Raw genomic sequence first — 21,764 nt, forward strand, 5'->3', positions numbered from 1 at the left:
ATAGAATGAAGGTAGAAGCAAGATGAACGGAGTACGTGCATCACAAGGTCAGGCATCAAGAAGAGCGGATTTGCAGATGCTGCTCGCAACGGTAATATGGGGATCATCCTATCTGTTTATGAAATCAGGATTGGAGTCCATGCAGGAGTTGAATCTGGTCGCTTTCCGGTTTGGAATTGCCTTTATCGCGGCGGCTGTCCTTTTCCATCGGCGACTGTTCCAAATGGACCGCAGAACATTTGCAGCAGGGGCTATTATGGGAACAGCGTTATTTGCGGCCTTTGTATTTATCACGTATGGAGTACAGCGCACAACGGCTTCCCAGGCAGGTTTTTTGATCAGTTTGGCAGTGATCTTTGTGCCCATCCTGACGACAATTCTGCACCGGCGAATGCCAGACTTGCGGTTAACGATAAGTATTCTCGTGGCGGTAACCGGGCTTGCATTGTTGACACTTCAACATGAGCTTAGTCTGCATATGGGGGATATCCTTTGCATTCTCGCAGCATTAGTGTACGCGATCTACATTATGATTGCTGGCAAGTATACGCCGAAGCATGATCCACTAACGCTGGGAACGGTTCAACTAGGCGTTGCGGCCCTGTGGGGGCTGGCTGCTACATTTCTCCTGGAGACACCACGTTTACCTGACACACCACAATCTTGGGCTGCCATTATAGGACTGGGGGTACTTTGCAGCGGCATTGGCTACATTTTGCAAACTCTGGCCCAGCGGCATGCATCACCAACGAGAACGAGTCTGATCTTTTCGCTCGAACCACTGTTTGCAGCAGCATTTGCATTTACCTTTCAAGGGGAGTCCCTTACACTGCAAGGGTATGCGGGTGCAGCACTGATGCTCATTGGTGTCCTGATAACGGAGATCAAAGTCCCTTATCCGGTATTCTGGCGCAGAAAGCGGACAGCATTGCAGACCGAACTGGGAGATCAGGGAGCACCGGGCGTATAATTTAGAAATAAAGCAAGAGTTCTTCCATCATCTTCCTAGTGAAGGTGTTGGAGGAACTTTTTTTGTTATTTATCCGAGATCGTTCAGAATTTCTAGAAAATAATTAACCTAACAAAATGAAGTTTTTCATAACTTGTTTTGTTGAATTCTTTCTTTTATGCTACACTAAATGAAAAATAAAGGAAAAACGGGTGAGAAAGATGGCCAAAAGAGTAACCATGCAGCAAATTGCCGATGCTGCGGGGGTATCCAAATTCGCAGTCTCTCGTGCGTTGACCGGCAAACCTGGTGTCAGTGAACATACCCGGGAGATGATTGTCAGGACGGCAGGACAGCTCGGATATTTCAAAGCGGAACCGAAACGTTATCTAGTGGAAACCCCTGCTGAACAGGAGATGAAGATAGATAGACAGGGGACTATTCTGATCTTGTTTCCTAACATTCGTTCTCAGAATCGCTCCTCCCTGTACTGGGGTCCCATCTTTGATGGAATATCTGCACGCCTGAATGAGAAGGGCATGGATATCCTAACCTTGACGGAACCTTCCTCGGATCGCATGTTTTCTGTGCTTAATCCTGAAGCCATCAGCGGAATTATTACCGTCGGTTCCATCTCCACATCCGTATTGCTCGAGATTTATCGACTGCATATTCCACTTGTGATGGTTGATCATGAAGACCCGGCAATTCATGGAGACACGATATTTACAGATAACATGAAATGCATGCAGGAACTGGTTCTGATGCTCGTTGGAAAAGGCTACAGACGGCTGCAGTTTGCTGGCCAATTGCCTGATGCAGCCAGTTTCAGAGAGCGATGGCTCGGTTATCGTTCGGTACTGGAAGAGATGCAGCTGCAGGTTTCACAGCAAGCAGATTTGCTGGGACCTGATCTGGATCACATTGGGGAATCGATTGTGGGTATGAAGATGGAGGATATCCCCGAAGTGATGGTATGTGCTAACGACCACATGGCCGCTGTTGTGATTGGTGCACTTCAAAGCAGAGGCATTGAGGTGCCGGAGCGCTGTGCAGTAACCGGATTCGATAATACCCGTACAGCAGAGCCTATTCTTGCTACGGTGCATATCGATAAGGAAAATCTGGGCAGACGTGCGGTGGACCAGTTATTATGGCGCATGGAGCATCCGGACGGGCCTTTTGAAAGAAAGCTGATCTATTCGGAATTAATCATTCGTGATGAGTACAATGCTATTTTGCCGTAAAGTTAACGAACGTGAATCGGTAATGAGAAAAATAGCACACGCCAATGCGCTATAAACTTGGGATGAAAAGACATGGAGACATTGGGCTTCATGTCTTTTTTGTTTATCGGATATATTTTTTAGAAATAATCCACAAAACAGATTGACTGAATTAAGCATATCATGTTAATTTTGTTTTGTAAGTTATTCGTTTTTATAATAACAAAACCTAACAAAGTGTTTTTCAAACTACTTCAATAAGGATAACGGAGGCTGTCATGAGCAAAATACAATCGCAGACTTTTCAGAATTGGACGTTCAAGGCTTGTGAAGATCAGGAATGGTTGCCGGCTCACGTACCCGGCTGTGTGCATACGGATTTGCTGAAACTGGGTAAAATTCCGGACCCTTTCTATGGAACTAACGAAAAAGAAGTTCAATGGGTCGATAAGAAAGACTGGGAATATCGTACCGAATTTGATGTGAATGAAGCACTGCTGTCGCAGCAGCATCTGGAGCTGGTTTTTGATGGTCTGGATACATATGCAGATGTGTATGTAAATGAACAACATGTATTGTCGGCAGACAATATGTTCCGGGTGTGGACAGTCGACGTGAAATCCGTTGTAAAGGCAAATGGCAACATTTTACGAATACGCTTTCGTTCTCCGATCCATGAAGATCTGCCGAAGCTGGAGAAGCTCGGATATGCCCTGCCTGCATCGAATGATCAATCCGACGTGGGGGGACTAGGCGACAAAAGAGTGAGTATTTTTGCACGGAAAGCCCCGTATCACTATGGTTGGGACTGGGGTCCACGTTTTGTAACCAGCGGAATCTGGCGTGAAGCACGCCTTGAAGGCTGGACGGACATACGAATTAATGATGTATTCATTCAGCAAAATGAAGTAACCGCTGCTTCCGCTTCGCTCACTGCGGTCGTGGAAGTGGAGTCTACACAATCGATAGAAACGGTTATTCGAGTAGGAACAGACGGACATAGCTGGGAGCAGGCTGTAACCCTTAAACCGGGTGCCCAGACTGTGGAAGTTGCAATCTCCATGGATGAGCCGAAGCTGTGGTGGAGCCGTGGACTGGGTGACGCGCATATGTATTCTTTCCATACGGAAGTGATTCAGGGCGAACAGGCTGTGGCTGAGTCCACAGTCAAAACGGGTATTCGGTCCATTCGTCTGGTTCGTGACAAAGATGAAGCGGGAGCATCCTTTTATTTTGAGTTAAACGGAGTTGCTGTCTTTGCCAAAGGGGCGAACCACATTCCCAATGACAGCTTCATAACCGAAGTGACACGTGAGCGTTATCTGCATGAGATTGTATCTGCTGCCGAGTCGAACATGAATATGCTCCGTTTATGGGGTGGTGGCTTCTATGAAGAAGACGTGTTCTACGAGTTGTGTGACGAATATGGGTTGCTCGTATGGCAGGACTTTATGTTTGCTTGCAGCATGTATCCTGGAGACGAGGCTTTCCTGAACAGTGTGAAGCATGAGGCGATTGATAATGTGAAACGTCTGCGTAATCATCCAAGCATTGTGCTGTGGTGTGGTAATAACGAGATTGATTCAGCGTGGGCACATTACATTGAGGATGGCGGCTGGGGCTGGAAAAAAGATTACAACGCCGAGCAAAGAGAACGCATTTGGGCGGATTACGAAGCTATTTTCCATGATCTTTTGCCGGAAGTGGTCGAAACCTATGCTCCTGGTGTGGATTATTGGCCTTCTTCACCACTGGTATCACTTTCGGGTGACGACAGGCAGCATGCTCACCCCTCCACATCGGAAGGGGATATCCACTATTGGGGTGTGTGGCATAATGTGGAGCCCTTTGAGAATTACAATGTTCATGTTGGACGCTTCATGAGTGAGTATGGCTTCCAGTCTTTCCCTGAATATGATTCGGTTCGCAAGTATGCGGAGGAAGAGGATCTGGCACTAGAGTCTGAAGTCATGCTGGCGCATCAGAAGAACGGGGCAGGTAATCGTCTGATCAAACAATACATGGATATGTACATGCATGAACCGAAGGATTTCCCATCCTTCCTCTATATGAGCCAAGTACTCCAGGCTGAGGCGATGAAAACAGCCATTGAAGCTCACCGTCGTCGCAAACCGTTCTGTATGGGAACGCTCTACTGGCAAATGAACGATTGCTGGCCGGTGGCTTCCTGGGCGGGTATGGATTATTTCGGACGTTGGAAAGCACTGCAATATTACGCGAAACGCAGCTTCAGCGATATTTTGGTATCGGTAGACGGTACGAAGGAAGATGTGACGGATATTTATCTCATCTCGGATCAGCTTGAACCTGTGAAAGGCAAACTCCAGGTACGCCTGATTGGCTTTGATGGCACGGTCTATCGTGAGGAAGAGCATGAAGTCGCTCTGGCATCGAACTCTGGTCAACAGGTGCTGTCATTGAATCAGACGGAATGGCTGGAAGGTCGCGATGCTGCAGCAACATTGCTGCGTATGGATCTGAAGCAGGATGGGGCAGCCGATATCATACAGGAGCATTATTTTGCACCATCAAAGGACATTGCACTGCAACCAGCGCAAATTAAAGTAACCGAAGTTACCGAGAATGATGGCGTATATCTGGTTCTGGAAAGTGATGTGCTAGCCAAACAAGTGTGGATTTCTACTGAGGCAGAAGGGGTGTTCTCGGACAATTTCTTCGACATCATTCCTGGCATTCCGGTGAAGGTCAAGTTCACATCCAGAGAGGGATTGCAAGGATCTGATGGTGCTGTCTCCAAGGTGGGGGCCATTCAGGTTCGTTCCATGGCTGATTTCATCAAATTGTAATCAAGTAAGATTGGTTTACGGTGTTCTTGCCAATTCTTTAAGGCCCGGTATGCACTTGATGTGCATACTGGGCCTTTTCATGGTTCATTTTGTTTGGATCTGCAGAGGTGTTACATATTATTGAATCTCCAGGATTTCGATATCATACGGCCCCAGTTCCAATCGAGTTCCCTTTACAGTTCCATCCAATGCACTGGTGTATGATGCGTGCAACGGAATGGAGACAGATTCAGAACTTAAATTCAGGATAAAACGAAACGTTCCATTCGGTCCTGAGCGAGTTGTCACCTGGACACCGTCTGGCAGAGAATGAATCTCGGAGAGGCCACATTGTTCAGCGATGGTTCGCAATAACTGGCTCAGGTAAGCTTCATCCGGCTGGGTCGCTACATAATAGACAGCACCTTTACCCCAGTTATTTTGGGTGACAGCCGCACTTTCGGCATAAAATTGATCCGCATAAACCGCAATCGCCTGTGCCGTGTCCAGTTCCAACACATCAGCCCATTGTGAAGCAGCATATATGTTGCCCTTCTCGTCCCGAATCTGAATTTGGTCACCACCGACGGGATCATATTCGGTAACACGCACGCCCGAGCAAGCAGATAACATACCTGGAAGTGACGCCATGACACAGAGGTTGTTATCGTTTTTGACACCAGTGCGATGCGTTAAGACCAATATGCCACCATCCGCTGCAAAAGCTTGCAGACGTTCCGCGGTGTTCTCGTCCAGCAAATACAAATGCGGAGCGATGATGATTTTGTAGCCATCCAATGCTTCCGAGGAATGGATAACATCTGTACTGATTCCCCATTTGGTCAAGGCGCGATGCCATACTTTAATATTTTCGTAGTACTCCAGACCTTCGGCCTGTGGCTGAATTCGTAGAGCGTTTAACTGATCATGCGAATGCAGGATGGCGACTTCGTTCAGCAATGTAGAGCCTTGCAGGCGTTCCCCCAGACTGTTCACTTCGGTACACAGTTGCTGGAACTCCTTGAACCGTCGCCCTGGAACATTGCTGTGATCAATCAGTCCATGCCAGAACTGTTCTGCTCCAATAGTGGCACTGCGCCAGCGGAAATGCACGACCGCATCTGCTCCACGGGCGATACTCTGCCATGAGTAAGCACGCAAGAAGCCGGGCTGTGGTGTACGCCACATTGGAAACCAGCATCCCGGAGGTCCGCTTAGCTGCTCCATGATCCAGAAATTGCGGCGTTTGATGCCACGTGTCAGATCTAACGACAATGCGCCACTGTAAGGTGCGGTGTCTGTTTTGTTCGGTGAAGGGTTGGGATAGTAATCAAAAGAAGCGAAATCCAGATCCTGACCGATTTTATATTGATCTGCCTTTTGCGGATAGCTATGAAAATTATGAGTGACAAAATGATCTGGACAGTTATGCCGAATGATCTCGATTTGCATGGTTTGAAAAGCGACAATGGAATCCGACTGAAAACGGGAGTAGTCCAGCAGGAAGGAAGGATTCTGAAACGGAGAGCCGCCATAGGGTGGGGTCACCTGTTCCCAATCGCTGTATTCTCCACTCCAGACAACGGTACCCCAAGCCTGGTTGAGCTGCTCTAGTGTATTGTAACGGGTACGAACCCATTCGCGAAAAGCCTCAGAACATGCAGTGCACTGACAATCTGTGAAACTGAATTCATTATCGGTCTGCCAGCCAATCACAGCCGGATGTCTTACATATCGCTCGCTCAGCTTCTGAACAATTCGTGCACTGTACGTTCGCATGCTCGGACTGTTATAACAGCGATGGCCGCGAACTCCTTCATGGTACAGCTGTCCACTTGGCAGCACTGGCAGAATATCGGGATACTTGTCGATGAGCCAGCGCGGAGGTGTCATCGTTGGTGTGCCGATCACCACCTGAAGCCCGTTACGATGAAGGGTATCGAGCGCCTGATCCAGCCATGACCATTCGAATTGCCCATCGGCAGGCTCCATTCGGCTCCATGCGAATTCACCCACACGCACAATACGTACACCACTATCGGCCATTAATTTGGCATCCTGTTCCCACAGATGAGGGTCCCAATGTTCGGGATAATAATCAACGCCCATTTGAACAGGTCGGTTTTGGTTCATATATGTTACGCTCCTTTGGTCAGAAAAATAATGATTTTTAAGTACGGTCAAGCCCGTGCTTATTGACTCCACTATCATCATCTTGTGGAGAAGTGTCGAGTCTAATTCATTTTATAATGGATAATGAGAGGGGAATATAATAACATGTTGCGATAGGGTATCATGATCTTGCTATTTTTGGAGGAAGAACACATGCGAAATCATTGGTTTATGCCGGAGCCAGGATATGCAGGGTATGCATGTTATCCGGTAGCCTACGGAAGATATCTTGATCCAGAGCACAAGGAACATCGTCCGCACGGAATACGGGAGTATAATTTGCATCTGGTTTTCAACGGACAGGGTGAAGTGAGGACCGAGCAGGGGAACGTCCGATTAACGGCTGGACAAGGCTTTCTATATGCGCCGGGACAGGCACAGCAATATTATGCCGATCCAACTGATCCCTGGGATATCGGATGGATTCATCTGCAAGCCCACGATCTGGAGCGGCTGTTAGACTTGCGGAATCCGGATAAAGTGTGGCTATTTTCATTCTCTGGAGAGGACCGTTTCGAGGAGTTGCATGAACAATTATGTCAGCTCGGTGCAGGTTATGAGAGTGTGCATGAACCGAAATTGTCGGCGGTACTGTATGAGTTACTAGTTGAACTGGCACGGAATTCAGAGTCAATTAAAGGGGCGTCTTTACTGAACCATCAGGATACGATTCGCTCTACTGCTGATTATATTCGTCGTCACTGCACACAGCCGTTAAGTCTTTCTGAAATGGCGGATACTGCGGGATACAGCATGTATTATTTTAATCGCATGTTCAAGAACATCATGGGGGTTCCGCCGGGCAGATATCTGCTGGATTGCCGCATTCTGGTCGCAAAAAGAATGCTCGTAGACTCGGAATTATCCGTGAAACAAATTGCTTCTCAGTGCGGATTTACACACAGCAGTTATTTTATTCGTATGTTTCGGACCTATATCGGGATGACACCGCAGCAATTTAGATCATTGTACAGTTAGGGAAACGGGGGATAAGAGGGATAAGTGAGACTTAAATAAATATCACATTAAATATGATCTCAACAAATATAGTGAATAAGTTATCACGTACCAAACAGGCATAGGCTACCATCAATACTAAAAAAACGTGCTGCCCAGTTTCTACTGAGCGGCACGTTTTTGCTATATGACTGAACAGTAGGAGGAGGGAGATAGATCCATGCCCAACGAGGTTATTTGTTCTGATTTTGGCTTTGGATTTCCTGGAGCTCATCGATGCTTAATTTGAGATCATTCTCGGGGTTCGCGCTCACAATAACGTCGGACTTCAATGCCTGCTCACCCGGTTGAGTGGATTTGGCTGCGGGTTTGATCACATACAGGCTTTGCACGGAATTCAGCAGGCTGGCGGGGGTGTCCTCATACGTTTCCAGGAAGAGTACATAATCTTTGGTGGGAATGAATTTGATATTGTCATCGTTAATAATCTCGGTATTGCCCAGCTGTCCGCCAAGCTGTTTTACTTCAATGGTGTCTCCGGCAGCATAAGCCCCCTTGAAGGATTCAGCAACCTTAATGGTATAGATTGTATAGATTTTATCAAAAGGAACAATATCCTCACCGCCCGGGTTCGTTTGCTCATCCAGAGCACTTTCATTAACAGCAGGGGCTTGTACCATATCATTCAATGCTTCAACCCGTGTTTGGATGACACTGCCTCTAACGATGGTGTTTGCTCTCTCGGAGAGATCGCCGATGCTTGAGTAACTCGGGAAGTCCTCGGAAGCAATCATCGTGATTGGTTCATCCTTGGTGGCAGCTGTATTTGTCGTTGCTGGGGAGCAGCCTAGGGCAGATAAAATGAAAATGGAAGAGGCAAGCATCGTCAATACGCGAATTTTTTTCATGGATAGGAGTCCTCCTTGGATTTAGGGGTTTGAAAATAGCGGATTAGTACTTGGATCTGACATTGTTGATGTCGAAGGTTTGAGGCTGTGTCATTGTGTTCCGGTTACGGGAGTAGAGCATGATGGAAGGGCTGGTAGTGGAGGGATTGTCCCCGAGCCAAACGGAGTGTCCGAGCTCATGAACGAATACGCTTTGAATAAAGTTGGACAAGTTGGTTGCATCAGCCGTTATGGTGGTTGCGTTCAATTCAATACGGAAGCTTACAACCTGGCTGCCAGACACCGAGGCGTAGTTGACACCATAGGCTGTGTTATTGAAGTTTCCGGCCGTAATCGTGTTGGGGGAACTGCTCGTTTTGGTAAACTGTACTTTGGCACCGGCATTGTTCCAGTTGCTGAGAGAGGCATCCATCGGGGTTTGCCACGCGGAGGCGTAGTTATAAGTACGAATCGGGATGGTGGAGCTCGGGTAGCCGTAGGTTAGAAAAGTTGCCGCATAGATGGTACTGCCGAACATCGCGATGGCTGAAAACAACATGATGCTCATGAGAAACTTCCTTTTCATACTTAAAACCTCCAATAATTGTATTTTTTCTCTATTATAGTAACAAGGAATAGAACGATTGAAATGAGTCTTAAGTCTTTGTTTTCGTGTTGAAAACAAAGGATTTTGCTGGATTAGACCTTCTTTTCGTCTGAAAAAGTCGATTGCTGTCCATAGGTGCATGCATAATTTCCCTGCAATAACAAACAATACATTCAAATTCACGCAGGGAAAGGAAGTGCCTGAGCATGTGTAACCGTTTTTCATTGGCAGCGGATTTGGATGAGGTCAGGGATCATTTTAAGATTGAACGGGTGATGTATTACTACAAAAACCGTTACAATATCAGCCCAACCCAGCATACACCGATTATTTTGCATCAGGATGGTGAGCGGGTATTGGACGAGTTCCGATGGGGATTCATTCCGTTCTGGGGACGCGATGCAGTCAACGCCAACCTCATGACGGTGCATGAGAATCCAGCCTACTACAAGCTGGTGGAGACGAAGCGTTGTGTGATCCCATGCAATGGTTTGTATTACTGGCGTCAGGAAGGCAAGAAAAGCTATGCGGTGCGTGTCGTTATGCCGGATCGAGGATTGTTTGGCATTGCGGGATTATACGAGGTCTGGAAAGATACGCGCAAACAACCACTACGTACCTGCACGATGCTGATGGCGGGTGCGAACATGGTTACACGGGAGTTTGGCAGCAAAATGCCGGCGATTCTGTCTGAAGAAGAGATCAATACCTGGCTGGATCCGGCGAACACACGCGTGACCCAGCTGCTGCCGTTGTTGAAATCCTACAACAGTACAGAGATGAATCTGTATCCGGTTACTCCGATGGTAGCCAATGATGAGCATGACTGTTATGAATGTGTGGAAGAGATGGACCAGAAGCTGGCATACGTACGCAGTTTCTAAGCTGAGCAAGGAGTGTAATGAGGCGGAGGGTCGTAAGACACTCCGTCTTTTTGGGTTGAGAAAGAAGAAACAAGTGTAATGGAAAAAAGGCAGGAAATGAAAGGAGCAACGAGCCGATAAGCATGGAATGGTTAGGAGTGGAAAATGAAAAGTTGCAATGTGAGTAAAACGTAACTATAATCATTACAGTAAGCGAACGCATATATTCATATATCTATTAAAAGAGATATTTAATCAGGAGGGAACCACGAATGAATCCAAAGTATAGCCCAATGTTTGAACAAGTTTCACTGCCAAGCGGCATTACGCTGAAAAACCGGATCGTGCTCGCTCCCATGACTCATATGTCATCGAATCCCGATGGTACTGTATCAGACGCTGAACTTGCTTATTATGCACGTCGTACCGGCGGTGCTGGTATGTCTGTTACAGCAGTAACTCATGTAACTCCGAATGGAATTGGTTTTCCCGCTCAATTTGGTAGCTATGATGATAGCTTTATTCCCGGTCTGAAACGTCTGGCCGATACCATGAAGCAGCAAGGTTCCAAAGCCGTACTGCAAATCTTCCATGCAGGTCGTCTCACGCCAGAACAAGCGGTACCGGCGGGTCAAGTCGCTGCTCCAAGTGCTGTTGCGAGCGAGCGTCCGGGGTCTCCTGTTCCAAGAGAGCTGTCTGATGACGAAATTACGTCCATCATCAAGGACTTTGGAGAAGCAACTCGCCGCGCCATTGAAGCTGGATTCGACGGTGTTGAGATTCATGGTGCGAACGGTTATCTGATTCAGCAGTTCTTCTCTCCGCATTCCAACCGACGTGAAGATCGTTGGGGGGGAAGTATCGAGAAACGTCTTACATTCCCACTGGCTGTGGTGGATGAAGTCCAGAAGGTGGTAGCTGCACATACGAAACTGCCGTTTATCGTTGGATACCGTTTCTCACCGGAAGAACCGGAAACACCGGGACTGACTATGGAAGAGACGTATGCACTGGTGGATGCGCTGAAGGATAAAAATCTGGATTACCTGCATGTATCCCTCAACGAGTTCTGGTCCAAACCAAGACGAGGTGAAGCAGATACTCGTTCCAGAATTGAATTCATCCTTGACCGTGTGGATGGTAAACTGCCTGTGATTGGTGTAGGGGCCATCCGTACCGCAGATGAGGCAGCTGAAGCTCTTCAAACGGGTGTGCCACTGCTTGCGATTGGCCGTGAGCTGATTATCGAGCCTGACTGGGTTGAGAAAATCGAAAGCGGACGTGAGGAAGATATCGAGACGATTCTCACCAAATCGGATCAGGAACGTCTGGTTATCCCCGACGGTCTGTGGAATGCAATCATTCACACACCGGGCTGGTTCCCTATGGCTGACGATAAATAAGACACAATTTCATTCGAGATGGAGGGAGCGAAAGCTTCCTCTTTTTTGCACCTTTGGTACCTGCTTCTCTTTGCGCCTCAATGAAATTTTCCTTCAGTGTGCACTGTGGTATGATGGGATGAACAGGATTCATCTTGGATAATCAACGGTTTGGAGTGAATGAAGATGCTTGTGGCTGAACGTTATGAGAAAATTGTGGAATGGGTAGATGCACAGGGAAGTATGCGTGTAACCGAGCTTAGTGAGCGCTGCGGCGTAACGGAAGAGACAATCCGTCGTGATCTGGACAAGCTGGAGCAGGCGGGAAGGCTCAGACGTTCCCATGGCGGGGCTGTCAGCGTAAAATATAAAGAAGAGGGGCAGTCGGAAATCCCTTATCCGGAGCGGGCTGTAACTCATGCAGAAGAGAAACGCAGAATTGCGGACGAAGCGGTGAAAATGGTAGAGCCTGGTGACCGGATCGCGCTGGATGCCAGTACAACGGCGTGGTATATGGCAGCAGGTCTGCCAAACATACCACTCACTGTGTTAACCAACTCCATTAAGGTCGCGGCGGAGCTGAGTAACAAGGAACAGATCCGTGTAATCGCGACAGGCGGACAGCTTGCATCAAAGTCCCTGTCGTTTGTAGGGCCGCTTGCTGAACGTTCGCTTGATGCTTATCATGTGGATAAAGTTTTCTTATCCTGCAAAGGTGTACATCTGATGAAGGGGATCAGTGAGTCGAATGAATTGCAGGCGCTGGTGAAGCAGAAGATGATCAGCATCGCTGATAAAGTTATTTTGCTGGCGGATTCGAGCAAGTTTGGCGTGCAGGCTTTTACAAGAGTGGCGGAACTCGGCAGTGTGGCAAAAGTAATAACGGATCTGGGCTTAGAGGAAGAGCAGGTTAACGCACTGAATGAACAATCTATAGCATGTGTCCGTGTCTAATTTGAAAGGAATGAATATAATGAAACATCCTTTTCACCTGAAAGCTACTTGGAATGGTGGACGTAACAGTGAAGGGCATATTGATGCGGGCGGGTTAAAAACAGTCATTTCGATTCCACAGGAGATGGGTGGTCCGGGTACCGGTACCAATCCGGATGAAATGCTGCTGGGTGCAGCTTCCACCTGTTATTTAATTACGCTGGCAGCAATGCTGGAGCGATCGGATATTACACCGGATGAGCTGACACTGGAGTCCGAAGCGACGGTCGATGTTACCAATAACGTATTTACGTACGAACGGATCATACACAGACCTCGCATTGTGCTCAAAGCGGACGCATCTGATGCTGATGTAACGAAGGCAGAGCGCTTGGCACATAAAGCAGAAGAGTCCTGCATGATCTCCAGAGCGGTAGCAGGTAACGTTGCCCTCGAGACACAGCCAGTGATTATAACAGCAGGGGTTAACGCGGTGTGATATACTGAAGAATAGGCGGCTTGACCGTCATTTGTGTAAGATAAGGGGAAGTTCGGTATGAACCTACAGAAAAGCAAAAACTCACGTTTTGCGCGTTTAACACGTGCTTTGAAGCTTAATTTTCTCAAATTGTTACGTGCTCCCGGCGGGGCACATAAAGTATCTACCGGCTTTGCTTTGGGTTTTGGTCTGGAACTGATCGTCATTTCGACAGCGTCACTGGTATATCTCGTGTTCTATCCCATTGTACGTTTGTCCGGTGGCTCGCTGCCAGCGGCTATTGTGGGCAACGTGGTCGGCAAGCTAACGTTCCTGCCCATCATATTGATGCCGCTTGCCAAGCAAATCGGTTCCTGGATATTGCCGGCGCACAGCATGGGGCAGGGGCTTGTTCATGAGAGTGCCTTTATGGAGCTGTTTCGCGGCAACTGGTCCGCGCTAAGTGAACTTTTGCTGGGTGGTCTGGATATTTTGGCAGGCATGTCCGTCTTTGGAGTCATCCTGGGTGTTATTTCTTACTTTGTCGTTAAGTTTTTTTATGTCAGAGCACTTAAACGCCGCTTTGAACGCCGGTTGGAGAAACGCAAGCAGGCAGCAATGTCTTCAAATCCAGCTCCCGTGCTGATCAGGAAGACATCACAATCATAATCGGCAGAATGACCATGGAGGCAGCGGTTGTCCACAGAATACAGCGAGACACAAACTGCGGAGATGCATTGAATTGCTCGGCCAAAATGACTGCGTTCACTGCAGTTGGCATGGAAGCCAGGATCAGCAGCACACTGAATAACGTTCCTTCAATCTGAAGTGCAGTCAGGATTAGATATGAGAGTACTGGCGCTGCGGCCAGTCGTACGACAAGCCCCGTCCAGAATGCTTTGCGAACGTTGGGTTTCCAAGGTTCGGAGGCACCGCGCGGTCTTAGCATCTGTGCACCGAGAATGGCTAGTACGACAGGGGAGTAACCGGCTGCGAGCATGGAGATGCCTCCATCCAGTGCCACTGGCAAGCTCAGATTGGATGCACGCAGGAAGATGGCTATTGCAGCAGCATAGATGGAAGGCATACGGAAGACGGACAGAATCGCATTTTTGACCGTGAATTCGGATCTGGCAGCAAAAAAAATTCCTACTGTGTTAACAATGATCATCTGTCCGATGACATATACCGAAGCTTTATCCAATCCAAGCTGTCCAAAGGCAAGCAATACAAGCGGGAGCCCATAATTCACGCAGTTCGTAAACGTGGAGACAAGGGTAAGTCCTGCTTTTTCGCTTGCCCCAAGATGGAAAACTCGGCTCAGCAGTTCAGCTAGTGCCCACAGGGCGATCAGATTGATGATAGAGAACCAGAACGTGCCTGTTACGTCTGTCCATGTAATTTCGGCATGCAGCAGTGTATCAAAGATAAGCGCAGGGCTCAAAATATAAAGGGAAAAGGTCGACAGCGGCCGAGTGTCCCAATTTTTGAACTGTTTTAGCAGAATGCCTCCGATTACCGGAAGGGATATGGGCAGAAATACATGATATAACGTGAGCAGAAATGAATTAAACAATCAAAATTCAGTCCTTTCTGGATGAAAAACCTATCTTATCATAGCAGAAGTTGATCTTTGTCGGAATGGATTTTTGTATTGACCTGTTTAATGAGCTTATGTTTGAGGCTACTTCTTTGATGGATGCGCAGAGGCAGTGGATTGCTATTTTGATATGGCAGATTTATTATAGAAGAGGTGCAACCAGATTACATACACATAGAGGAGGAAACTGTAATGAGTGAATCAAAACGCTTGCTCGTATTGGTCGGCTCTTATGCCGAAGCGGAAAATGAGGGCATTTACGCATATGAATTGAATGAGGATACAGGTAACCTCTCCAAGCTTGACGGCATCTCGGGCGTGAAAAATCCAACGTTTGTAAACGTGGATGCTGAAGGTAACAAACTGTATGCGATCGGTGAAACGGCGTCTGCCGAAGGTAATAAAATGTCTGAAGCTGTAGCTCTGAGCATTGATCCTTCTACAGGAAAATTGTCGTTGCTGAATCGTCATGACTCCATTTCGGCTCCGCCATGTCATATCCAACGTGATCCTTCCGGACGTTACTTGATCCTTTCCAGCTACCACGGTGGTCTGGTGGGTCTGCAAGCCCTGACGGATAACGGTGAAGTTGGCGTGCTTCTGGATGAGAAGAAACATGAAGGTAAAGGTGCGCATCCTGAGCGTCAGGACAAGCCGCATGTGCATTCCGCGTTCTTCAGCCCGGATGGCAAATACATGATGGTACAGGATTTGGGTGCGGATAAAATCGCAATCTACTCCATTGATGCAGACAAGAACGAACTCGTACTGCACAGTGAAACCAAAACACATCCGGGTGCAGGACCTCGTCACTTGGCATTCCATCCGAACGGTCAATTCGCCTATGTTATTAACGAAGTGGATTCTTCTATTACGACTTTCCGTTATGATGCAGCAGCAGGCACGTTGACAGAGGTTTCCACCGTGTCCACATTGCCTGACGGCTATGACGGCAGTGAGAACACAACAGCTGAAATCGCCGTATCCAACGATGGTCGTTTCGTATATGGTTCGAACCGCGGGCATGACAGCATCGTGGTATTCGCAGTAGACGCCGAAACAGGACATTTGAAACTGGTTGAGCATGTATCTGCTGAGGGTGAACACCCACGTCACTTTGCTTTGACTCCGAATGGCAAACTGTTGATCGCAGCTAACCGTGATACCAACAATATCGTTTCCTTTACAGTAGATCAGGAGAGCGGACGTTTGAAATACACAGGTCACAGCACAGGTGTATCTAAGCCGGTATGCGTGAAACCTGTTTATCTGTAAACCCTGGATTTGCGATATATTAGCTTGGGACTCACATTGAGTTCAGGATTGATATGGACCATCTTGCTGAATTGAAAAATGGAAAAAGACCCTGCCTTGTATTTTGTGGCAGGGTCTTTATGCTGAGATGTAAAAAGGGCTAACGAACCTGGCACACATTATTTGCCCCCATCTGCACCGTTCTGAGATGTAACGAATCTCATAGACGTTATTTCATCGATTACGTCGTTTTTGAGGCTTGGAAGCCGTTTTTTCACCGAAATAACATCACTGAAGTTCGTTACAATTTGCAACCCTTTCGAATCTGTCATTTAGCGTTCGGTAGATTCCTTAGCCCTTGCAAGTTTGGTGTATCAGGGTAACCGACCTGTGGTCGCTTACTGAAATGGGAAGCCGTTTCGAGATGGTTTGGAATTCATATAACAACTGCTTTTATTCAATAGTTTCGTGCAAGTAACTACCTGACTTCAAAGTGCGTACTTCCTTAATCGATAGTCAGGTTCTACAATGAATAAGTAGCCATGACAAACATTGCATGCATCTGAACTGGGTGAACGGTGCAGGCTAAATATTTAACATCCTTTACAGGACATACTCATATTTGAACAACAAAGGAGAAATGAATCGTGAAATTGCAATTGGCGCTGGACTTGGTAAACATCCCTGAAGGTATTGCACTTGTTAAAGAAGTTGAACAATATATTGATATCGTTGAGATTGGTACGCCAATCGTTATTAATGAAGGACTGCATGCGGTTAAAGCGATGAAAGAAGCCTTTCCTAATCTGCAAGTACTCGCCGATCTGAAAATTATGGACGCGGGTGGTTATGAAATCATGAAAGCAGCTGAGGCTGGTGCGGATCTGATCACTGTGCTTGGGGCAACCAATGATAGTACGATCAAAGGTGCAGTAGCAGAAGCGAAGAAACAAAACAAACAAGTTCTTGTGGACATGATCAACGTGCCTAACCTTGAACAGCGTGCTCGTGAAGTTGATTCGCTTGGCGTAGATTACATCTGTGTACACACAGGTTATGACCTGCAAGCTGAAGGACAAAGCCCGTTCGAAGATCTGCAAACGATCAAACAAGCCGTAAAAAATGCAAAAACAGCTGTAGCTGGTGGCATCAAGCTGGAAACATTGCCTGAAGTGATTAAAGCACAACCCGATCTGGTAATTGTGGGTGGCGGTATTACGGGCCAAGCTGACAAAGCCAAAGTAGCAGCTGAGATGCAACGTCTGGTTCAACAAGGGTAAGACAGATGAGCACAGAGCAATACGCAGTGGACATCTTGAAAGAGCTGGAACGTACGCTAAGCCAGATCGACGACTCGGAGATGCAGGCCATGGCGGAACATATTCTGGCTGCCGAACAGGTTTTTGTGGCAGGAGCAGGCCGATCCGGTCTGATGGGCAAGGCTTTTGCCATGAGATTGATGCAGATGGGGCTTCGGGTATATGTAGTTGGGGAGACCGTTACGCCAGGGATCAGCCCGAAAGACTTCCTCTTGTTATGCTCAGGCTCAGGGGAGACAGGCAGTTTGGCGGCGATGGCTCAGAAGGCCAGTAAAGCAGGGGCTCCTGTGGGTCTGATCACAATTAAACCAGAGTCCACCATTGGGCAGTTGTCAGATACCGTGGTTCGTCTTCCGGCCTCCGCCAAAGAGGATACAGCGACCGCCGGAGCAGCCGTGACCATTCAGCCGATGGGCTCACTGTTTGAACAGGGGCTGCTGCTGAGCATGGATGCACTGGTGCTCACCATGATGGAAATGAAGAGTATGACTGGAGCAGACATGTTTGGGCGTCATGCGAACTTGGAATAGTCCATGTGTCATAAACTTTATAAAGTAGAATAGATAAGTTGAACTAAACATTTACAAAATAACGTAGAGGACAGAAATAAGCTGGAGAAGCGGAGCGTTCGCCTTTATGACCAGATTTTCACTTTTGATAAATAGGATGAAAAAATTGGGCAAAACAGCGATCGGAAGATTGTTCTGTCATCGGAGTGGCTAGTGTAAATATTCATTAGTTCAACTTATATAGATGGAAGACCGGAATTTCCTTGAAAAGAGGGAGTTCCGGTCTTTTCTGTTATCGTTGTTTGTGGTCTGATTCGGGGTTTGCTTAACATTGGGGTCATGCTATAGTAAAATGTATACAAGCTGTATCGAACCAATGAACCCGTTATATGATACAAGGGAGCGGCAAGTTCTCCTGTTGCGGAGTGTTCCTGTGATATGCGAATTGCATTTTAGCGATATAAGATCGAATGGAAGAGAAGGGGGCTCGGTGCCATGGCGTCCGAAGTTAAGGAACGGATCAACTTGAAAGAGATTAACTGTGAGAAAGAATTGACCCTTGCGGTGATCGGAGGCAAATGGAAACTGATTATTCTATGGCATCTGGGTCTTGAAGGCACTAAGCGTTTCAGTGAATTGAAGCGATTGATTCCTCATATTACCCAAAAGATGCTGACCAACCAGTTGCGCGAACTGGAGGAAGACAAACTAATTGAGCGCAAAGTGTATGCAGAAGTACCTCCTCGTGTTGAATATACGTTGACGGATCACGGCCACAGCCTGATGCCTGTGCTGCATGCGATGTATAACTGGGGCAAGAACTATGGTGAAAATGTAATTTGGAAATCAGAATAAGTTAAAGTCAGAACGAACCGCCGGGTAAATGGTTACTTCCATCACCCGACGGTTTTTTATATTTTGGTCAGTGGATCAACAGTTTACTCCAAACGCAGTGGGCAGAAATATCTTCAAGAAGTAGAGCTAAAAGCTTTCTGAAGGAAAGCTACATCGGAAGCATATGCTTATCCCCGGATTTCCCCTTTAAAAAAGGGATCAAAAAATCTGGGGATAACAGCGATCGGAAGGTTATTCTGCCGGCGGATTGACGCGAGCAAACTACATTTTTCAACTTGGGTGTGAATCCATTGAACCAAAAGCCTCATTTTAGGATATGTAAGGTATAAATGCTTCGAATATGATACGATGAGAGATATTGGAAATGCAAGGAGGATGACATATAACGATGGAAAAAATACGTACACGCGATGAAGTAAGCCAAGAGACGACCTGGGACTTGCGAGACTTGTTTGGGACTGACGCAGAGTGGGAACTGGAGCTTAGATCACTGCCTGAAGCTGCTGCCCATATTGAAACCTTCAAAGGACATCTGGGCGAAGGCGCAGAGCAGCTGCTGGCCTGTCTGGATGCCCGCGAAGCTTTGCAGGAACGCATTAGCAAAACGGCTTCATATGCCAGGCTGAAACAGTCGGAGGACAGTACCAATCCCGCGAATATTGAGAATTCAGCCAAGGCGGGAGACATCTTATCGGATTTGTCGTCGTCCTTGTCTTTTGTGAATTCCGAGATCGTGAATCTTCCCGATGGAACGGTTAAACGTTATATTGAAGAACTTCCGGGTTTGCAGCCGTATGCCCGCAGTCTGGAGCGTCTAATTCAGGAAAAAGAACATCGTCTTTCGCCCGAAACGGAGAAGGTACTCGCTTCCCTTGGGGAAGTGCTGGATTCGCCATACCGGATCTATCTGCGCGGTAAATTGGCAGACATGACGTTTGACGATGCACTTGACGGCGATGACCATAACCGCCCGCTGTCCTGGTCATTTTATGAGAACAATTATGAAATGTCATCGGACACAAAGCTGCGACGCTCTGCGTATGCCGCATTCAGTTCCAAGCTGAACGATTACAAAAATACGTTTGCTGAAGGATACGCCACCGAAGTGAAGAAGCAGGTCGTCCTGTCCAGACTTCGTGGATATGATGATGTTACGGATATGCTGCTTAGTCCTCAGCAGGTAAGCAAAGAGATGTATAACAATGTCCTGGATATCATCCAGCAGGAACTCGCACCTCACATGCGCAGACTGGCAGCTCTCAAGAAACGTGAGTTAGGTCTGGACAAGCTGATGTTCTGTGATCTGAAAGCACCATTGGACCCTGAATTCAGTCCTGCTATTACATATGAGGAAGCATGCACGCTCATTCGGGAGGCTCTTGCCGTGCTGGGACCGGAATATGGCGACATTGTGGAACGTGCGTTTAGTGAGCGTTGGGTAGATTACGCGGATAATGCGGGCAAGTCGACAGGAGCTTTTTGTTCGTCCATATATGGTTCTCATTCCTATATCCTCATCTCATGGGCAAATAATATGCGCGGAGCATTTACACTTGCCCATGAAGTCGGACATGCCGGACATTTCATGCTTGCCGGGCATTACCAACGCCTCACGAATACACGACCGTCCCTCTATTTCATCGAGGCGCCTTCAACGATGAATGAAATGCTGCTGGCAGATCATCTGTTGAAACGTTCTGATCATCCGAGAATGCGTCGTTGGGTCATTTTGCAATTGCTCAATACGTATTACCATAACTTTGTTACGCATCTGCTTGAAGGTGAATTGCAGCGTCGGGTGTATGCACTTGCAACCAAAGATGAACCGATCACAGTGAAGACCTTAAGTCAGCTGAAAGGAAACATCCTCTCCGAGTTCTGGGGGCCTGAACTGGTGATTGACGAAGGGGCCAAACTGACCTGGATGAGACAGCCTCATTATTATATGGGATTGTATCCATATACCTATGCAGCAGGTCTGACGGCATCTACCGCTGCTGCACAGCTGATTCGGGAAGAGGGGCAGCCTGCCGTAGATCGCTGGCTTGACGCCTTGAAAGCGGGAGGAAGCCTTGATCCGCAAGAGCTGATGAAGCTTGCAGGTGTGGACATGTCCGGGCCTGAGCCGATTCGTAGTGCCGTGGCCTATGTTGGCAGTCTGGTCGATGAACTTGAACGTCTGTATTCGTAATCAGGTTCATATAGTATACGGACAAGGCTTGTAGGGTTGTCTGCGTGCACCGTCTCCTTGGCAGGGGACGGTGCATCTTAATTTGCAGGGAGAAGGGAACGATGATGAATGACGTCATTGAGCATATCTTCATCACTGGGCTGGTTAAGCATGGATGGCTTCGGTATTTTTGATAACATGAATGATGTTCCGGGATTTGAGGGCAATCAGGGTGGTTTTTTTGCTGGTTTCAATGAGTTTGGAGCAATGAGTGCGTTTGGATCAATCTTTATCGGCGGCATATTTCTCATCATTGCGGGTGTTATTGTTTATGCCATTATTTCCGGGGTACGCACATGGTCATCAAACAATGCATCAGCGCTGTTAACTTTGCATTCAACAATTGTGGCCAAACGAACAGAAGTCACAGGTGGGAGCGGGGACAGCAGTGCATCTACCTGGTATTACGCCACGTTTGAATTTGATAATGGAGATCGTGTGGAATTAAATGTTGGCGGCAGTAATTACGGGATGTTTGTAGAAAATGACCGAGGCATGCTGACATATCAGGGGACAAGGTTTAAGCATTTTGAAAGAGATGTGCAGCCTCAGTCCGGTGTTAGTAAAAACAGCTTTTATACGTGAAATAACATTGAGACGGCTCCTCCCGAGTGGAGAGAGTCGTTTTTGGTATGGGTAAAAGAAACCAATCACAGGGTATTCAAACGCTTACAATGATGATATACTCGTAAAATAAAGCTAAACAGTATAAAACAAAAATAAACAAACAACAAAA

The 21,764-nt window shown here is 47.3% G+C and carries 19 protein-coding genes; 15 read left to right on the plus strand and 4 right to left on the minus strand.

The features are described 5' to 3' along the window. Positions 1 to 22: 22 nt before the first annotated feature. The 3 genes from MKY42_RS13125 (at position 23) to MKY42_RS13135 (ending at position 5,003) form a co-directional block, all read left to right on the plus strand. Complete coding sequence (locus MKY42_RS13125) at positions 23 to 970, plus strand: DMT family transporter (RefSeq protein ID WP_339851558.1); 948 nt, start codon at positions 23 to 25, stop codon at positions 968 to 970. 200 nt (positions 971 to 1,170) lie between these two features. Continuing rightward, positions 1,171 to 2,196 (plus strand): LacI family DNA-binding transcriptional regulator, encoded by a 1,026-nt coding sequence (locus tag MKY42_RS13130; protein ID WP_339851561.1) that lies wholly within the window; start codon positions 1,171 to 1,173, stop codon positions 2,194 to 2,196. A 257-nt stretch (positions 2,197 to 2,453) separates the two neighbouring features. Continuing rightward, on the plus strand, positions 2,454 to 5,003 hold the full coding sequence (locus MKY42_RS13135; protein ID WP_339851563.1) for a glycoside hydrolase family 2 protein: 2,550 nt from the start codon (positions 2,454 to 2,456) through the stop codon (positions 5,001 to 5,003). A 117-nt stretch (positions 5,004 to 5,120) separates the two neighbouring features. Here MKY42_RS13135 and MKY42_RS13140 read toward each other — a convergent pair whose 3' ends face one another. Further along, on the minus strand, positions 5,121 to 7,115 hold the full coding sequence (locus MKY42_RS13140; RefSeq protein WP_339851566.1) for a beta-galactosidase: 1,995 nt from the start codon (positions 7,113 to 7,115) through the stop codon (positions 5,121 to 5,123). Positions 7,116 to 7,307: 192 nt separating this feature from the next. On the opposite strand from MKY42_RS13140, the gene MKY42_RS13145 reads away from it, so the two are divergent. Further along, positions 7,308 to 8,132 (plus strand): AraC family transcriptional regulator, encoded by an 825-nt coding sequence (locus tag MKY42_RS13145; RefSeq protein WP_339851569.1) that lies wholly within the window; start codon positions 7,308 to 7,310, stop codon positions 8,130 to 8,132. A gap of 212 nt (positions 8,133 to 8,344) precedes the next feature. Here the strand turns inward: MKY42_RS13145 and MKY42_RS13150 are convergent, their stop codons facing one another. Continuing rightward, complete coding sequence (locus tag MKY42_RS13150) at positions 8,345 to 9,019, minus strand: hypothetical protein (RefSeq protein WP_339851572.1); 675 nt, start codon at positions 9,017 to 9,019, stop codon at positions 8,345 to 8,347. A gap of 43 nt (positions 9,020 to 9,062) precedes the next feature. Further along, positions 9,063 to 9,584 (minus strand): hypothetical protein, encoded by a 522-nt coding sequence (locus MKY42_RS13155; RefSeq protein ID WP_090896550.1) that lies wholly within the window; start codon positions 9,582 to 9,584, stop codon positions 9,063 to 9,065. Positions 9,585 to 9,811: 227 nt separating this feature from the next. Here MKY42_RS13155 and MKY42_RS13160 point away from each other — a divergent pair, with 227 nt between their 5' ends. From MKY42_RS13160 to MKY42_RS13180, 5 genes are all read left to right on the plus strand, one after another. Further along, positions 9,812 to 10,489, plus strand: a complete 678-nt coding sequence (locus MKY42_RS13160; protein ID WP_024632055.1) for an SOS response-associated peptidase — start codon at positions 9,812 to 9,814, stop codon at positions 10,487 to 10,489. Positions 10,490 to 10,740: 251 nt separating this feature from the next. Further along, on the plus strand, positions 10,741 to 11,871 hold the full coding sequence (locus MKY42_RS13165) for an NADH-dependent flavin oxidoreductase (protein WP_109999993.1): 1,131 nt from the start codon (positions 10,741 to 10,743) through the stop codon (positions 11,869 to 11,871). Positions 11,872 to 12,036: 165 nt separating this feature from the next. Beyond that, positions 12,037 to 12,804 carry a DeoR/GlpR family DNA-binding transcription regulator gene (locus MKY42_RS13170; protein ID WP_339852882.1) on the plus strand — a complete coding sequence of 256 codons (768 nt, stop codon included), beginning with the start codon at positions 12,037 to 12,039 and terminating at the stop codon, positions 12,802 to 12,804. A gap of 19 nt (positions 12,805 to 12,823) precedes the next feature. Beyond that, a complete protein-coding gene (locus tag MKY42_RS13175; RefSeq protein ID WP_090896558.1) occupies positions 12,824 to 13,282 on the plus strand; it encodes an OsmC family protein in 459 nt (152 codons plus the stop codon). Positions 13,283 to 13,339: 57 nt separating this feature from the next. Next, positions 13,340 to 13,930: a DUF2062 domain-containing protein gene (locus MKY42_RS13180; protein WP_090896561.1), complete on the plus strand. Its 591-nt coding sequence runs from the start codon at positions 13,340 to 13,342 to the stop codon at positions 13,928 to 13,930. On the opposite strand, the gene MKY42_RS13185 is transcribed toward MKY42_RS13180, so the two are convergent. After that, positions 13,908 to 14,837, minus strand: a complete 930-nt coding sequence (locus MKY42_RS13185) for an AEC family transporter (RefSeq protein WP_339851580.1) — start codon at positions 14,835 to 14,837, stop codon at positions 13,908 to 13,910. The genes MKY42_RS13180 and MKY42_RS13185 overlap by 23 nt on opposite strands. A 216-nt stretch (positions 14,838 to 15,053) precedes the next feature. Here MKY42_RS13185 and MKY42_RS13190 point away from each other — a divergent pair, with 216 nt between their 5' ends. The 6 genes from MKY42_RS13190 (at position 15,054) to MKY42_RS13215 (ending at position 21,613) form a co-directional block, all read left to right on the plus strand. Next, positions 15,054 to 16,136, plus strand: a complete 1,083-nt coding sequence (locus tag MKY42_RS13190) for a lactonase family protein (protein WP_090896569.1) — start codon at positions 15,054 to 15,056, stop codon at positions 16,134 to 16,136. A 626-nt stretch (positions 16,137 to 16,762) separates the two neighbouring features. Further along, positions 16,763 to 17,395 (plus strand): 3-hexulose-6-phosphate synthase, encoded by a 633-nt coding sequence (gene hxlA, locus MKY42_RS13195; RefSeq protein WP_063563327.1) that lies wholly within the window; start codon positions 16,763 to 16,765, stop codon positions 17,393 to 17,395. A gap of 5 nt (positions 17,396 to 17,400) precedes the next feature. Then, positions 17,401 to 17,964 carry a 6-phospho-3-hexuloisomerase gene (gene hxlB, locus MKY42_RS13200; protein WP_090896572.1) on the plus strand — a complete coding sequence of 188 codons (564 nt, stop codon included), beginning with the start codon at positions 17,401 to 17,403 and terminating at the stop codon, positions 17,962 to 17,964. 474 nt (positions 17,965 to 18,438) lie between these two features. Further along, positions 18,439 to 18,798, plus strand: a complete 360-nt coding sequence (locus tag MKY42_RS13205) for a helix-turn-helix domain-containing protein (protein WP_090896576.1) — start codon at positions 18,439 to 18,441, stop codon at positions 18,796 to 18,798. A gap of 388 nt (positions 18,799 to 19,186) precedes the next feature. Continuing rightward, positions 19,187 to 20,989 (plus strand): oligoendopeptidase F, encoded by a 1,803-nt coding sequence (gene pepF, locus MKY42_RS13210; RefSeq protein WP_339851588.1) that lies wholly within the window; start codon positions 19,187 to 19,189, stop codon positions 20,987 to 20,989. 108 nt (positions 20,990 to 21,097) lie between these two features. Beyond that, on the plus strand, positions 21,098 to 21,613 hold the full coding sequence (locus MKY42_RS13215) for a DUF2500 domain-containing protein (protein ID WP_339851591.1): 516 nt from the start codon (positions 21,098 to 21,100) through the stop codon (positions 21,611 to 21,613). Positions 21,614 to 21,764 lie beyond the last annotated feature (151 nt).

It is taken from the genome of Paenibacillus sp. FSL W7-1088, from assembly GCF_037969855.1.
Classification (GTDB): domain Bacteria; phylum Bacillota; class Bacilli; order Paenibacillales; family Paenibacillaceae; genus Paenibacillus.